We start from the raw sequence: 15,209 nt of genomic DNA, 5'->3' as shown, positions 1-15,209 counted from the left end.
GCCCCTTATCGGTGCACGACTTGCACCGTAAAAAACCTGCGCAAACGGTCAAATACATCAGTTTTTACACATATGCGACATTAAGGTACGTTCGTGCCACTCTTTAGGACTTGTGGCCATTCCGGATCTTGCATTGGGTACGGCCCCTGCATAAGTATCCGCAGGTCGACTCACGAGGTCGTCCTCTAATCCAAAAATGACAACAAATCATGAGGCCACCATGCTTAAACACGCGGTCATTCCGTTTTTAGTCGGCGCAAGCCTGTTAGCCAGTGCACCTTTCGCCCAAGCGGCGTCTAACCTGGTGTTCTGCTCCGAAGGAAGCCCGGCCGGTTTCGACCCAGGTCAATACACCACCGGAACCGACTTCGACGCCTCTGCAGAAACCATGTTCAACCGCCTGACCCAGTTCGAGCGCGGCGGCACCGCCGTGATTCCTGGCCTGGCGACCAAGTGGGACATTTCCAGTGACGGCCTGACTTACACTTTCCACCTGCGTGAAGGCGTCAAGTTCCACACCACCCCGTATTTCAAGCCGACGCGTGAGTTCAACGCCGACGACGTGCTGTTCACCTTCAATCGCATGATTAACAAGGATGACCCGTTCCGTAAGGCGTACCCGACCGAATTCCCGTACTTCACCGACATGGGGATGGATACCAACATCACCAAGATCGATAAAGTCGACGACCACACCGTCAAGTTCACCCTCAAAGACGTAGACGCCGCGTTCATCCAGAACATGGCCATGAGCTTCGCCTCGATCCAGTCCGCCGAGTACGCTGCCCAGCTGCTCAAGGAAGGCAAGGCTGCCGACATCAACCAGAAACCGATCGGCACCGGCCCGTTCGTGTTCAAGAGCTACCAGAAAGACTCCAACATCCGCTACACCGGGAACAAGGACTACTGGAAGCCTGATGACGTGAAGATCGACAACCTGATCTTCGCCATCACCACCGACCCGTCGGTACGCATCCAGAAGCTGAAGAAGAACGAGTGCCAGATCACTCTGTTCCCGCGTCCAGCCGACCTGAAGGCGCTCAAAGAAGATAAAACTTTGAAGATGCCTGAGCAGGCTGGTTTCAACCTGGGCTACATCGCCTATAACGTGATGGACAAGGTCAAGGGCAGCAACGAGCCGAACCCGCTGGCCGACCTGCGAGTTCGTCAGGCGCTGGACATGGCCGTCAACAAGCCGCAGATCATCGACTCGGTTTATCAGGGCGCAGGCCAACTGGCCGTCAACGCCATGCCGCCGACCCAATGGTCCTACGACACCACCATCAAGGATGCCAAGTACGATCCTGAGAAAGCCAAGCAGCTGCTCAAGGAAGCCGGCGTCAAGGAAGGCACCGAAATCGTTCTGTGGGCGATGCCGGTACAGCGTCCGTACAACCCGAACGCCAAGCTGATGGCTGAAATGCTGCAGTCCGACTGGAAGAAGATCGGCCTGAACGTGAAGATCACCAGCTACGAATGGGGCGAGTACATCAAGCGCTCCAAAGGCGGCGAGAACCAGGCGATGATCATCGGCTGGAGCGGCGACAATGGTGATCCGGACAACTGGCTCAACGTGCTGTTCGGCTGCGACTCGCTGAGTGGCAACAACTTCTCCAAATGGTGCGACAAGAAATTCGACGGCCTCGTCAAGGAAGCCAAACGCACCACCGATCAGGCCAAGCGCACCGAACTGTACAAACAGGCGCAACACGTCCTCAAAGATGCTGTTCCAATGACACCTATCGCTCACTCGACGGTGTTCCAACCCATGCGCGCCAACGTGCAGGACTTCAAGATCAGCCCATTTGGCTTGAACTCCTTCTACGGCGTCAGCGTCAGCAAATAAGAAAAGGCAGCGGCGACGTTTTCAGTGTCGCCGCTGCTTTTTTCTGCCGAGAAGTTAGGAATTTGCCTACATCCAAATCCGCTGTCTGACGCAGCCAGGGGTTAGGACGCGTTGCCTTTTCCTACGAGTCTTTAGGACTCAACGCATTTACTGCCAGACCCACGGCACCTACCGTCGGGTTCTGACCAGTGACTGTGTGGGCTATCGGTTTGCTGCCCGTATTGGTTTGAGCTCAATGCCGCCACAACGTCCCCGGACGGGATCGCGGCGCATTGAATAACACTACAAAAAGAGGGAGCGTCATGCGCCATTCCTTGGTTTTATCCGCATTGCTGGGCACCGGCCTGCTGGCCGCCACTTCCATCAGCCAGGCCGCCAATAACAGCCTGGTGTTCTGCTCCGAAGGCAGCCCCGCCGGTTTCGACACCGCGCAGTACACCACTGCGACCGATAACGACGCCGCCGAGCCGCTGTACAACCGTTTGGCAGAGTTCGAAAAAGGCGCCACCAATGTCGTGCCAGGCCTGGCAACCCGCTGGGATATTTCCGAGGACGGACTCAAATACACGTTTCATCTGCGTGAAGGGGTGAAGTTTCACACGACCAAATACTTCACGCCGACTCGCGATTTCAACGCCGACGACGTGCTGTTCACGTTTAATCGCATGCTCGATCCGCAGCACCCGTTCCGTAAGGCTTATCCGACCGAGTTCCCGTATTTCAACGGGATGAGCCTGAACAAGAATATTGCCAAGGTCGAAAAGACCGGGCCGCTGACCGTGGTGATGACGCTCAACAACGTCGACGCCGCGTTCATCCAGAACATCGCCATGAGCTTCGCCGCCATCCTTTCGGCCGAATACGCCGACCAGTTGCTGGCGGCCGGCAAGCCGAGCGAGATCAACCAGAAGCCGATCGGCACCGGGCCGTTCGTGTTCAAGAGCTACCAGAAAGACTCCAACATCCGTTACAGCGGCAACAAACAGTACTGGGACCCGAGCCGGATCAAGCTCGACAACCTGATTTTTGCCATCAACACCGACGCCTCGGTGCGCGTGCAGAAGCTCAAGGCCAACGAATGCCAGATCACCCTGCACCCGCGCCCCGCCGATGTGACCGCACTGAAGAATGATCCGAAACTGCAGCTGATCGAGAAACCCGGCTTCAACCTCGGCTACATCGCCTACAACGTCCGGCACAAGCCTTTCGACCAGCTCGAAGTGCGCCAGGCGCTGGACATGGCGGTGAACAAGCAAGGCATTCTCAACGCCGTCTATCAAGGTGCCGGTCAACTGGCGGTCAATGCCATGCCACCGACCCAGTGGTCCTATGACGACACCATAAAGGACGCCTCCTACAACCCGGAAAAAGCCAAGGAACTGCTCAAGGCTGCCGGCGTGAAGGAAGGCACCGAAATCACCCTCTGGGCCATGCCGGTCCAGCGTCCGTACAACCCCAACGCCAAACTGATGGCCGAAATGCTCCAGGCGGACTGGGCGAAGATCGGCCTCAAGGTCAAGATCGTCAGCTACGAATGGGGCGAGTACATCAAGCGCACCAAGAACGGCGAGCACGACATCAGCCTGATCGGCTGGACCGGTGACAACGGTGACCCGGACAACTGGCTCGGCACGCTCTACAGCTGCGATGCCATCGGCGGCAACAACTACTCCATGTGGTGTGATCCGGCCTACGACAAGCTGATCAAGCAGGCCAAGGTCGTCACCGATCGCGACCAGCGCACCGTGCTCTACAAACAGGCGCAGCAGTACCTCAAGCAGCAGGTGCCGATCACGCCGGTCGCCCACTCGACGGTCAACCAGCCGTTGAGCGCCAAAGTCGAAGGGTTCAAGGTCAGCCCCTTCGGTCGCAACGTGTTCTCGGGCGTCAGTATCGACCAATAACCAATTAGCCAGAAACGCTGGGGGGCGGATTCCGCCCTCACGCAAGCGTATTGCCGTAATTCGTCAAATCGGCCTGCAGCAAACGTTTGCGAAGCCTGAATGAGTTCTAAACCAAATAGCCGGATCACCAAAAAAGACCGGCATTAAAAAAAGAAAGAAAGGAGCTTCACACATGAAACTGAGCAGCACCGCGTTATTGGCCTTGGCCATCAGCAGCGTGACCGCCACGGCTTACGCAGAGTCCCAGAGCCAGGCGTTCACCCCGGTTACCGTGAATGAGAAAAGTGCTCAGAGTGAAGCCACTGGCTTCGTCGAAGGGCAGTCGATCACCGGTAGCACGCGTAACTGGTATGCCAACGAGCAACTGAAACGTGGCGGCACGTTCAGCTACAAGAAAGACGGTGTATCAACCCCGACTGATCGTCGTATCAACTGGGTTCAGGGCACCATCCTCAAGTACAACTCCGGCTTCACTCAAGGCACCGTAGGTTTCAGCACCGAAGTGGCGGCCTACAACGCCATCGCTCTGGATCGTGATCGCAAGGATCTGGCGTCCAACAACGGCGGCGCACCGGGAACCCGTCCTGGCGCGGGCAACAACCGTACCCTGACCGAAGAAGGTGGTGACGCCGTCGGCCAGTGGAGCAAACTGGGCCTGGCCAACGTCAAGGCCCGTGTCTCCAACACTACCCTGACCGCTGGCCGCATGAACTTCAGCAGCCCGATGGTCGATGTCATCGGTAACCGTGCGCTGCCTTCGAGCTTCGAAGGTGTGGCCATCCACAGCGAAGAGCTGAACAACCTGGCTTTCGACCTGGCCACCTTCGATCGCAACTCTCCGCGTACCGAAGAAAGCCAGCGTAAATTCCGCACCGAATACGCCAACGGCATCGTTGAAACCGATCACATCTACACCGGCGGCATCACCTACACCCCATTCGCCAGCCTGACCACCAGCCTTTGGGCGACCCAGGCCGAAGACATCTGGAACCAGTACTACTTCGGCGCCAGTCATGTGCTGGGCGACAGCCAGGTCCTGAGCCTGACCACCGGCCTGAACTACTACAAAACCCAGGAAGAAGGTAAAGCCCTCATAGGCAAAATCGACAACGACACCTACTCCCTGTCGTTCGGCCTGACCCACCAGGCCCACAGCCTGACCTTCTCCTACCAGGAAGTGAACGGTAACGAGTACTTCGACTACCTGCACGAAACCAACGGCATCTACCTGGCCAACTCCCTGCTGTCGGACTTCAACGGCCCGAACGAGAAGTCCTTCCAGATTGCCTACGGTCTGAACATGGCCGAATACGGCGTGCCAGGTCTGAAGTTCAACATCTACCAGGCACGTGGCTGGGGCATCGACGGTACTCACTACACCGGCAATGAAGGCGTAGCAGGCAAGGGTTACGACGGTATCCAGGCCCAGGATGGCGAAACCCATTACGAATACGGTATCGGTGCGACTTACGCCCTGCAGAGCGGCCCGCTGAAGGCCACCACTGTTCGCGCAACCTACACCGCGCACCGTGCCAGCGAAAACCAGGCGGATGGCAGCATCAACGAGTTCCGTCTCGTGACCACCATCCCGTTCAACATTTTGTAAAACGCACGCCGGCGGCTGACTCATGACGAGTCGGCCGTTCGGTTTTTTCCTGTTCAACCGATTGCAGAGGGTTCTTGATGAAAATGCTTCCCCTACGAGCGGCCATCGCTGCCGCATTGCTGAGTGTCGCTGTTGGCGTCTCGGCCAAACCCTTGGTGGTCTGTACCGAAGCCAGCCCGGAAGGCTTCGATATGGTCCAGTACACGACTGCAGTCACAGCCGACGCAGTGGCCGAAACCATCTTCAATCGCCTGGCGGACTTCAAGCCCGGCACCACTGAAGTGATTCCGGCGCTGGCCGAATCCTGGGACATCAGTGAAGACGGCCTGACCTACACGTTCCACCTGCGCAAAGGCGTCAAGTTTCACACCACCGATTACTTCAAGCCGACCCGCGACATGAACGCCGACGACGTGGTCTGGAGCTTCCAGCGTCAGCTGGACCCGAATCACCCATGGCACAAGCTGTCGAGCGTGGGCTTCCCGTACTTTGAGAGCATGGGCTTCAAGGAACTGCTCAAAAGCGTAGAGAAAGTCGACGACAACACGGTCAAGTTCACCCTGACCCGCCGCGAAGCGCCGTTCCTGGCCGACATTGCCATGGCCTTCTCCTCGATCTACTCCGCCGAGTACGCCGATCAACTGCTCAAGGCCAACAAGACCGGCGACCTGAACAACAAACCGGTCGGTACCGGCCCGTTCATCTTCCAGCGTTACGCCAAGGACGCCCAGGTGCGCTTCAAGGCCAACCCGGACTACTTCCGTGGCAAGCCACCGGCTGATGCGCTGGTCCTGGCGATTGCCACCGACAACAACGTGCGCCTGCAAAAGCTCAAGGCCAACGAGTGCCAGATCGCGCTGTATCCAAAACCGGATGACATCCCGAGCATCAAGAAAGACACCAACCTGAAGGTTGATGAGCTGAACGCGATGACCGTCTCCTATGTCGCCATGAATACCTCCCGCAAGTACATGAGCGACGTGCGGGTGCGCAAAGCCATCGACATCGCGTTCGACAAAGAGGCCTATGTCAACGCGCTGTTCGGCAAGGGCAATGCGACGGTGGCGGTCAACCCGTACCCGGACACCCTGCTGGGCTACAACCATAAACTGACCAACCCGCCTCGCGACCTCGACAAGGCTCGTGCCCTGCTCAAGGAAGCCGGGGTACCGGAGGGCACCGTGTTCACCCTGTTCACCCGTAACGGCGGCGGCCCGACCAACCCTAATCCGATGCTCGGCGCACAAATGATGCAGGCAGATCTGGCCAAGGTCGGCATCAAGGTCGATATTCGTGTCATGGAATGGGGCGAGATGCTCAAGCGCGCGAAGAACGGCGAACACGATATGGTGTCCGCCGGTTGGGCAGGCGATAACGGCGACCCGGATAACTTCCTGACGCCTATGCTCAGTTGTGAGGCCGCCAAGAACGGCGAAAACTACGCTCGCTGGTGCAATGAAAAGTTCCAGGCGCTGATCGACGAAGCACGGGCCAAAGTGAACCCGGCTGAACGCACGGCGCTCTACGAACAGGCCCAGGACGTTTTCAATCAGGACCAGCCATGGATCAGCATGGCGCACACCCGCATGTTCACTGCAATGCGCACCAACGTAGAGGGTTATCACATTAGCCCCCTCACCACTAACAACTTCGCCACCACCCAGGTGAAGTAGATAAGAAACGCCCGGCATCGCTGACCCCAGCGATACCGGGCATGCCTAACCGGCTGATGAGGTACCACACAAGATGTTTAGTTTTATTGCCCGCCGATTGGGGTTACTGATCCCCACGTTCTTCGGCATCACCTTGTTGACTTTCGCGTTGATCCGCATGATTCCTGGCGACCCCGTGGAAGTGATGATGGGCGAACGTCGGGTCGACCCCGAAATGCATGCTCAGGCAATGGAACGCCTAGGTCTGAACAAACCGCTGTATGCCCAATACCTGGATTACATTGGCAAACTGGCCCACGGCGATCTCGGCGAATCCCTGCGTACCCGTGAAAGCGTCTGGACCGAGTTCAGCTCTCTATTCCCCGCGACCCTGGAACTGGCCTCGGCCGCCATGTTGTTCGCCGGCATCCTGGGCCTTCTGGCCGGGGTGATCGCGGCACTCAAGCGAGGGTCCCTGTTCGACCATGGGGTAATGGGTGTCTCCCTGGCGGGATACTCGATGCCGATCTTCTGGTGGGGCCTGATCCTGATCATGTTCTTCTCGGTGAGCCTGGGCTGGACCCCGGTATCCGGGCGGATCGACCTGCTCTACGACATCGAGCCACGCACCGGCTTCATGCTCATCGATACGTTGCTGGCCGATGACGTCGGAGCGTTCTTCGATGCCCTGCATCACCTGATCCTGCCAGCCATCGTGCTCGGCACCATCCCGCTGGCGGTGATTGCGCGGATGACCCGTTCGTCGATGCTCGAAGTGCTGCGTGAAGACTACATCCGCACCGCCCGCGCCAAAGGCCTGTCGCCTTCGCGCGTGGTGTTCGTTCACGGTCTGCGTAACGCATTGATTCCGGTACTGACGGTGGTCGGCCTGCAAGTCGGCACGCTGCTGGCCGGCGCGGTCCTGACCGAAACCATCTTCTCCTGGCCCGGCATCGGCAAATGGCTGATCGAAGCCATTGGCGCACGGGACTATCCCGTGGTGCAGAACGGCATCCTGTTAATCGCCTGCCTGGTGATTCTGGTCAACTTCGTAGTGGACATCCTCTACGGCTTTGCCAACCCACGCATCCGTCATCAGCGCTGAGATCAATGACCATGACCACTCTCACTACACCGGTAGCAGTCGATCAAAGCCTGCTGTATCCGTCGCCCTACAAAGAATTCTGGCATGCGTTTTCCAGGAACAAAGGGGCCGTCGCCGGCCTGTTGTTCATGCTGCTGGTGATTTTCTGCGCGATCTTCGCCCCGTGGGTCGCACCGCATAACCCGAGCGAACAGTACCGCGACTTCCTGCTGACCCCGCCCTCCTGGCTGGAAAGCGGGCATATCCAGTTCCTGCTGGGTACCGATGAACTCGGTCGTGATCTGCTGTCGCGTTTGATTCACGGCTCGCGCCTGTCCCTGCTGATCGGCTTGTCATCGGTGGTGATGTCGCTGATTCCAGGCATCCTGATGGGACTGTTCGCCGGGTTCTTCCCGCGCGTGCTCGGCCCGACCATCATGCGTCTGATGGACATCATGCTGGCCCTGCCGTCCCTGCTGCTGGCGGTGGCAATTGTCGCCATCCTCGGCCCTGGCCTGATCAACACCATTATTGCCATCGCCGTGGTTTCGTTGCCGTCCTATGTTCGTCTGACCCGCGCCGCGGTGATGGGCGAATTGAACCGCGACTACGTGACCGCCGCGCGCCTGGCCGGCGCCGGTCTGCCTCGCCTGATGTTCGTCACCGTGCTGCCCAACTGCATGGCGCCGCTGATTGTTCAGGCCACCTTGAGTTTCTCCTCGGCGATTCTCGATGCCGCGGCACTGGGCTTCCTCGGCCTTGGCGTACAACCGCCAACCCCTGAGTGGGGCACCATGCTGGCTTCGGCTCGCGACTACATCGAACGCGCCTGGTGGGTGGTGAGCTTGCCTGGTTTGACCATTTTGCTCAGCGTGCTGGCAATCAACTTGATGGGCGACGGCCTGCGCGATGCGCTGGACCCGAAACTCAAGAACGCCGCCTGAGGAGATTCAAATGTCACTGTTAGAAATCAAGAATCTCAACGTTCGCTTCGGCGACGCCAACGCCGTTCCGGTGGTCGATGGTCTCGACATATCCGTGGAAAAGGGCGAAGTGCTGGCCATCGTTGGCGAGTCGGGTTCCGGCAAGTCCGTGACCATGATGGCGCTGATGGGCCTGATCGAGCGTCCGGGGATCGTCACCGCCGACGCCCTGAATTTCGACGGCAAGAACATGCTCGCGCTCAGCAACCGTCAGCGTCGACAGATCGTCGGCAAAGACCTGGCCATGGTCTTCCAGGACCCGATGACCGCGCTGAACCCGAGCTACACCGTGGGCTTCCAGATCGAAGAAGTGCTGCGCCTGCACCTGAAAATGTCCAGGAAGGACGCTCGCAAGCGCGCCATCGAACTGCTGGAGAAAGTGGAAATCCCCGGCGCCGCCAGCCGTATGGATGCCTACCCGCATCAACTCTCCGGCGGCATGAGCCAGCGTGTTGCAATCGCCATGGCGATTGCCGGCGAACCAAAACTGCTGATCGCCGACGAACCGACCACCGCGCTCGACGTAACGATTCAGGCGCAGATCATGGACCTGCTGCTGGCCCTGCAGAAAGAGCAGAACATGGGCCTGGTGCTGATTACTCACGACCTCGCGGTCGTGGCCGAAACCGCCCAGCGCGTGTGCGTGATGTACGCCGGCCAAGCGGTTGAAGTCGGTCAGGTGCCACAACTGTTCGACATTCCGGCGCACCCGTACAGCGAAGCGCTGCTCAAGGCCATTCCAGAACACAGCCTGGGTGCTGCGCGCTTGTCGACGCTACCGGGCATCGTTCCCGGTCGTTACGACCGTCCGCAAGGTTGCCTGCTGTCGCCGCGCTGCCCGTACGTGCAAGAAAATTGCCGCACCCAGCGTCCAGCCCTTGACCAGAAAAGCAACAGCCTCGCCCGCTGCTTCTACCCGTTGAACCAGGAGGTGGCGTAATGGCCGTCGTACTTACCGCCCGCAACCTGACCCGCCACTACGAAGTGTCCCGTGGCCTGTTCAAGGGCCATGCGACCGTGCGCGCCCTCAACGGTGTGTCGTTCGAACTGGAAGCCGGCAAGACCCTCGCTGTCGTGGGTGAGTCCGGTTGCGGCAAATCCACCCTGGCCCGTGCCCTGACGTTGATCGAAGAGCCATCCTCCGGCTCATTGAAAATCGCCGGGCAGGAAGTCGCCGGCGCCGACAAGGCTCAGCGCAAGCAACTGCGCAAAGATGTGCAGATGGTGTTCCAGAGCCCGTACGCGTCGTTGAATCCACGGCAGAAAATCGGTGATCAGCTTGCAGAGCCATTATTGATCAACACCAACCTCAGTGCCGCCGAACGTCGCGAGAAAGTCCAGGCGATGATGAAGCAGGTGGGCTTGCGTCCCGAGCACTACCAGCGCTATCCGCACATGTTCTCCGGCGGTCAGCGCCAGCGGATCGCCCTGGCCCGCGCGATGATGTTGCAGCCGAAAGTGCTGGTGGCGGACGAACCGACCTCGGCGCTGGACGTGTCGATTCAGGCGCAGGTACTCAACCTGTTCATGGATTTGCAGCAAGAGTTCAACACCGCCTACGTGTTCATATCCCACAACCTGGCGGTGGTGCGTCACGTCGCCGATCACGTGATGGTGATGTACCTCGGCCGTCCGGTGGAAATGGGGCCGAAAGAGGACATCTACACCCGTCCCCTGCACCCGTACACCCAGGCGTTGTTGTCGGCGACGCCGACCATTCACCCGGATCCGGACAAGCCGAAAATCAAGATCGTCGGCGAACTGCCAAACCCGCTGAATCCACCGTCCGGCTGCGCCTTCCACAAGCGCTGCCCGTACGCGACCGAGCGCTGTGCCATCGAAGAGCCGGCCCTGCGTCTGCTCGACACACGCCAGGTGGCTTGCCACTACGCCGAGCAATTCCTCGACGGCGCGGCCTGAAAAAAACGCGCCCCGGTGCCGGGGCGCGCTTTTGCTGAGTTAACCAAACCCCTTCTGCCCCGACTGCGCATCAGTCAGGCAGACGGGGTTTTCTTTTGCCTGTCATTCAGGCTCAAGTGTCGTCTTCGTTGCTGTCCGGGTCGTCGGTCGAGTCATCATCGTTCGAGCTACCCGATTCCGATGCGGCGAGCATCAGCTCGCTGTGCACGCCTTGCCCGCTCCAGGCCTGTTCATCATGGTTCGTGCACTCCGCCCACGCCGCTGACGTGCCGAGGGATAGCATCACCAAAACCTTCAGCAGCAACACTATGCGTTGAATAATGCTCATAGCCGATTCCATCCTTTCTTGGGTGAAGCATGGGTGCCGGAATGGCGCAGAGAGAAATTTAGCGCGATTCTCCAGATAGGACGCTAACGAAGGTCGGGAAATGCCGTGAGAAGGGAGATTGGTTTCGAATAATGCCTATAACCAGATCAACTAAGTGATGCGGGCTCGCCGAGCACGGAAGGAAGAACCCTGTTGCGCCCGGACAACTGAGTCGCTTCGGTGCGGTACACAGCCCAGACAATAAAAAGCCCCGAGACTCGCGCATCGGGGCTTTGGGGTTTGCAACTCAGCGCTTAGTGATGCTCACGCGTCGCACGGAATTTCACGTCCGGCCAGCGTTCTTCCATCAGTGCCAGGTTGACCCGGGTCGGGGCCAGGTAGGTCAGGTGACCGCCGCCGTCGAGGGCGAGGTTTTCCACGGCCTTGTTGGTGAATTCCTCAAGCTTCTTCTTGTCGCCGGACTCGATCCAGCGCGCGGAATACACGGTGATCGGCTCGTAGGAGCACTCGACCTTGTATTCCTCTTTCAAACGGCTGGCGACCACATCGAACTGCAGCACACCGACGGCGCCGAGAATGATGTCGTTGCTGCGCTCGGGGAAGAACACCTGGGTGGCGCCTTCTTCGGCCAGTTGCTGCAAGCCTTGACGCAGTTGCTTGGATTTCAGTGGATCGCGCAGGCGTACGCGACGGAACAGTTCCGGGGCGAAGTGCGGGATGCCGGTGAAACCCAGGGTTTCGCCTTCGGTGAAGGTATCGCCGATCTGGATGGTGCCGTGGTTGTGCAGGCCGATGATGTCGCCGGCGAACGCTTCTTCCAGTTGCTCACGCTCGGACGAGAAGAAGGTCAGCGCGTCGCCGATCCGCACGTCCTTGCCGGTGCGCACATGGCGCATCTTCATGCCTTTTTCGTACTTGCCGGAGCAAATGCGCATGAAGGCGATGCGGTCGCGGTGTTTGGGGTCCATGTTCGCCTGGATCTTGAACACGAAACCACTGAACTTCTCTTCCACCGGCTCGACGGTGCGCTCGTTGGCGACACGGGCCAATGGTTGCGGTGCCCAGTCGACCACAGCGTCGAGCACGTGATCGACACCGAAGTTGCCCAGCGCGGTACCAAAGAACACCGGGGTCAGTTGGCCGTCGAGGAATTCCTGTTGATTGAATTCGTGGCAGGCGCCCTGCACCAGTTCCAGCTGCTCGATGAAACGCTCGTACTCGTCACCCAAGTGTGCGCGCGCTTCATCGGAATCGAGCTTCTCGATGATTTTGGTTTCGGTGCGCTCATGACCGTGGCCGGCGGTGTAGACGATGATGTAGTCGTCGGCGAGGTGATAAACACCCTTGAAGTCGCGGTAGCAACCGATCGGCCAGGTGATCGGCGCGGCCTTGATCTTCAGGACCGCTTCGATTTCGTCGAGCAGTTCGATCGGGTCGCGGATGTCACGGTCGAGTTTGTTGATGAAGCTGACGATCGGCGTGTCACGCAGACGGCAGACGTCCATCAGGGCGATGGTCCGTGGTTCTACACCCTTACCGCCGTCGAGGACCATCAATGCCGAGTCCACCGCAGTCAGGGTGCGGTAAGTATCTTCGGAGAAGTCTTCGTGGCCCGGGGTGTCGAGCAGGTTGATCATGTGGTCGCGATACGGGAACTGCATGACCGACGTGGTAATGGAAATACCCCGTTGTTTTTCCATTTCCATCCAGTCGGAGGTGGCATGGCGGTCGGACTTGCGAGATTTCACCGTGCCGGCAACCGCAATCGCCTTGCCCATCAGCAAGAGCTTCTCGGTGATGGTGGTCTTACCGGCATCGGGGTGGGAAATAATGGCGAAAGTGCGGCGTTTCGCGACTTCGGCGGCCTGTTTGGTCATGGGAAATCGCCTGGCGGTGATTCAAAAAAGGGCGGCGAGTATAGCTTAAAAAGTGATCTACGGACCACCACGCACAGGAGCTGCCGATGGCCGTAATCAGCGCGGGCAGCTCCTTCTTGGTGGCTAAATGCTGCTGATTATGGAACCTTTTAAAAGCTGGAGACGTCCACTCCCCTGTTACGACCCATCGTCAGGGGCTGAAAAATCAGCAAGTTAGCCTGACGAGGCTGCGCTTATGGCTCGATTTCATGCGGTTTTATCAGCATGTAGAGCTGCTTCTCGCGAACGTTGTTTTCCCGGCAGCCAGGAATGGCATGCCACACGGGACTGCGTTCGCCGACTGAAAAAAGGAGTCTGCCTGTGGCTATTCGCTATGGCAAAGGGCTGACAGGAGGTGCGGTTGTCGTCGCTCTTCTGGCCCTGCTGGTCCACTGGATTGGCATCAACACGATCGAACAGTACCGCGACGATTTGTTGTTTTACCTGCAAGCTCATCTGATTCTTGTCCTCGCTTCCATGCTGGCTGCCCTCGTTGTGGGCATCCCCGCCGGCATCGTTTTAAGCCGCCCGCCCCTGGTGGGACGCGCCGAACGCTTCATGCAGATCTTCAACATCGGCAACACCGTGCCGCCGCTCGCCGTACTGGCCATCGCCCTGGGCATCCTCGGCATCGGCAGCGGCCCGGCGATCTTCGCTCTGTTCCTGGCTTCGCTGTTGCCGATCGTGCGCAACACCTATGAAGGGCTGAAAAACGTTCAGGGTTCGCTCAAGGAAGCCGCCGTCGGCATCGGCATGACCCCGACTCAGGTGCTGTGCCGGGTCGAACTGCCGAACGCCGTGCCAATCATCATCGGTGGAGTGCGCGTGGCATTGGCGATCAACGTCGGGACCGCGCCGCTGGCGTTCCTGATCGGCGCCAACAGTCTGGGCAGCCTGATTTTCCCCGGCATCGCCCTGAACAATCAGCCGCAACTGCTGCTCGGCGCGGCCTGCACCGCCCTGCTGGCCTTGCTGCTCGACGGTCTGGTGACACTCGCCAGCCGCCTCTGGCTCGAACGCGGCCTGCGCCCGTCTTAAGCCTCGGCAAAGGAATTCTCATGAAGACATCAAGCTTTTTACTAGGCTGCGTTCTGCTGTTCGCAGGAATCGCCCAAGCCGCTGAAAAACCCGTGATCCGCATTGGCGCCCGGGTGTTCACCGAACAAACCCTGCTGGCGGAAATCACCTCCCAATACCTGCGCACCAAGGGTTACGACACCCAGGTGACCGGCGGCCTGGGCAGCAATCTGGCCCGCAGTGCTCACGAAAGCGGCCAACTGGACATGCTCTGGGAATACACCGGCGTGTCGCTGGTGGCTTACAACCATGTCACTGAAAAACTCGACAGCGCGCAGTCCTACGCCCGGGTGAAAGAACTCGACGAGAAAAAAGGCCTGGTCTGGCTCACTCCGTCGAAATTCAGCAACACCTACGCCCTGGCCCTGCCGGAAAAAACCGCGAAGGCCTACCCGCAGATCAACACCATCAGCCAGTTGAACGAGGTGTTGCAGGCCGAGGCGAAGACTAATCACCTCGTCGCGCTGGACACCGAATTCGCCAACCGTTCCGACGGTCTGGGCGGCATGGTTGATCTCTACGGCATGAACCTGACCCGCAACAACATTCGCCAGATGGATGCCGGGCTGGTCTACACCGCCTTGCGCAACGGCCAGGTGTTCGCCGGCCTGGTCTACACCACCGACGGTCGCTTGAACGCCTTCAAACTCAAGTTGCTCGAAGACGACAAGCATTACTTCCCCGACTACACCGCCGCGCCGGTGGTGCGCCAGGCCTACCTCGATGCCCACCCGAAACTCGCCGAAGAGCTCAAGCCACTGGCCGAACTGTTCGACGACGCCACCATGCGCCAGCTCAACGCACGGGTCGATGTCGATCACGAAAGCCCTTCATCCGTTGCCGCCGATTTCCTGCGCCAGCATCCAATGCTGTCTGTTCAATAAGGCAGAGGA

At 59.0% G+C, this 15,209-nt stretch carries 12 protein-coding genes; 10 read left to right on the top strand and 2 right to left on the bottom strand.

The annotated features are described in order from the left end of the window. The first annotated feature begins 220 nt into the window (after positions 1–220). The 8 genes from AC07VO_RS20755 (at position 221) to AC07VO_RS20720 (ending at position 10,995) form a co-directional block, all read left to right on the top strand. Positions 221–1,846, top strand: a complete 1,626-nt coding sequence (locus AC07VO_RS20755) for an ABC transporter substrate-binding protein (RefSeq protein WP_018929520.1) — start codon at positions 221–223, stop codon at positions 1,844–1,846. 302 nt (positions 1,847–2,148) lie between these two features. After that, positions 2,149–3,750: an ABC transporter substrate-binding protein gene (locus tag AC07VO_RS20750; RefSeq protein ID WP_495007665.1), complete on the top strand. Its 1,602-nt coding sequence runs from the start codon at positions 2,149–2,151 to the stop codon at positions 3,748–3,750. A 172-nt stretch (positions 3,751–3,922) separates the two neighbouring features. Beyond that, entirely contained in the window at positions 3,923–5,356 is a 1,434-nt protein-coding gene (locus AC07VO_RS20745) for an OprD family porin (RefSeq protein ID WP_018929518.1), read from the top strand. Positions 5,357–5,433: 77 nt separating this feature from the next. Further along, complete coding sequence (locus AC07VO_RS20740) at positions 5,434–7,029, top strand: ABC transporter substrate-binding protein (RefSeq protein WP_086946002.1); 1,596 nt, start codon at positions 5,434–5,436, stop codon at positions 7,027–7,029. 73 nt (positions 7,030–7,102) lie between these two features. Next, positions 7,103–8,113, top strand: coding sequence for an ABC transporter permease subunit (locus tag AC07VO_RS20735; RefSeq protein WP_018929516.1), 1,011 nt, complete (start codon positions 7,103–7,105; stop codon positions 8,111–8,113). A gap of 11 nt (positions 8,114–8,124) precedes the next feature. Continuing rightward, positions 8,125–9,036 carry an ABC transporter permease subunit gene (locus tag AC07VO_RS20730; RefSeq protein ID WP_028939886.1) on the top strand — a complete coding sequence of 304 codons (912 nt, stop codon included), beginning with the start codon at positions 8,125–8,127 and terminating at the stop codon, positions 9,034–9,036. A gap of 10 nt (positions 9,037–9,046) precedes the next feature. Then, a complete protein-coding gene (locus AC07VO_RS20725) occupies positions 9,047–10,015 on the top strand; it encodes an ABC transporter ATP-binding protein (protein WP_086946001.1) in 969 nt (322 codons plus the stop codon). Beyond that, entirely contained in the window at positions 10,015–10,995 is a 981-nt protein-coding gene (locus AC07VO_RS20720) for a peptide ABC transporter ATP-binding protein (protein WP_064616155.1), read from the top strand. Before AC07VO_RS20725 ends, AC07VO_RS20720 begins: the two co-directional genes overlap by 1 nt. A 112-nt stretch (positions 10,996–11,107) precedes the next feature. On the opposite strand, the gene AC07VO_RS20715 is transcribed toward AC07VO_RS20720, so the two are convergent. After that, positions 11,108–11,323: a hypothetical protein gene (locus AC07VO_RS20715; protein ID WP_018929513.1), complete on the bottom strand. Its 216-nt coding sequence runs from the start codon at positions 11,321–11,323 to the stop codon at positions 11,108–11,110. Between the two features lie 293 nt (positions 11,324–11,616). Further along, a complete protein-coding gene (locus AC07VO_RS20710; protein ID WP_064616153.1) occupies positions 11,617–13,200 on the bottom strand; it encodes a peptide chain release factor 3 in 1,584 nt (527 codons plus the stop codon). Positions 13,201–13,560: 360 nt separating this feature from the next. Here AC07VO_RS20710 and AC07VO_RS20705 point away from each other — a divergent pair, with 360 nt between their 5' ends. Both AC07VO_RS20705 and AC07VO_RS20700 read left to right on the top strand, forming a co-directional pair. Next, positions 13,561–14,277 carry an ABC transporter permease gene (locus AC07VO_RS20705; protein WP_086946000.1) on the top strand — a complete coding sequence of 239 codons (717 nt, stop codon included), beginning with the start codon at positions 13,561–13,563 and terminating at the stop codon, positions 14,275–14,277. Between the two features lie 20 nt (positions 14,278–14,297). Then, positions 14,298–15,200, top strand: coding sequence for a glycine betaine ABC transporter substrate-binding protein (locus AC07VO_RS20700; RefSeq protein WP_086945999.1), 903 nt, complete (start codon positions 14,298–14,300; stop codon positions 15,198–15,200). Positions 15,201–15,209: the final 9 nt, after the last annotated feature.

Source organism: Pseudomonas sp. GW821-FHT03E01 (assembly GCF_059420765.1).
The sequence above is the reverse complement of the archived record's forward strand: the minus strand, read 5'-3'. Positions and strand labels throughout refer to the sequence as shown.

Bases quoted from the DNA above. Each gene is read 5' to 3' on its own strand.
- AC07VO_RS20750 (WP_495007665.1), top strand. From the start codon at position 2,149: ATGCGCCATTCCTTGGTTTTATCCGCATTGCTGGGCACCGGCCTGCTG.
- AC07VO_RS20745 (WP_018929518.1), top strand. From the start codon at position 3,923: ATGAAACTGAGCAGCACCGCGTTATTGGCCTTGGCCATCAGCAGCGTG.
- AC07VO_RS20700 (WP_086945999.1), top strand. From the start codon at position 14,298: ATGAAGACATCAAGCTTTTTACTAGGCTGCGTTCTGCTGTTCGCAGGA.
- AC07VO_RS20755 (WP_018929520.1), top strand. From the start codon at position 221: ATGCTTAAACACGCGGTCATTCCGTTTTTAGTCGGCGCAAGCCTGTTA.
- AC07VO_RS20725 (WP_086946001.1), top strand. From the start codon at position 9,047: ATGTCACTGTTAGAAATCAAGAATCTCAACGTTCGCTTCGGCGACGCC.
- AC07VO_RS20720 (WP_064616155.1), top strand. From the start codon at position 10,015: ATGGCCGTCGTACTTACCGCCCGCAACCTGACCCGCCACTACGAAGTG.
- AC07VO_RS20715 (WP_018929513.1), bottom strand. From the start codon at position 11,323: ATGAGCATTATTCAACGCATAGTGTTGCTGCTGAAGGTTTTGGTGATG.
- AC07VO_RS20735 (WP_018929516.1), top strand. From the start codon at position 7,103: ATGTTTAGTTTTATTGCCCGCCGATTGGGGTTACTGATCCCCACGTTC.
- AC07VO_RS20710 (WP_064616153.1), bottom strand. From the start codon at position 13,200: ATGACCAAACAGGCCGCCGAAGTCGCGAAACGCCGCACTTTCGCCATT.
- AC07VO_RS20730 (WP_028939886.1), top strand. From the start codon at position 8,125: ATGACCACTCTCACTACACCGGTAGCAGTCGATCAAAGCCTGCTGTAT.
- AC07VO_RS20740 (WP_086946002.1), top strand. From the start codon at position 5,434: ATGAAAATGCTTCCCCTACGAGCGGCCATCGCTGCCGCATTGCTGAGT.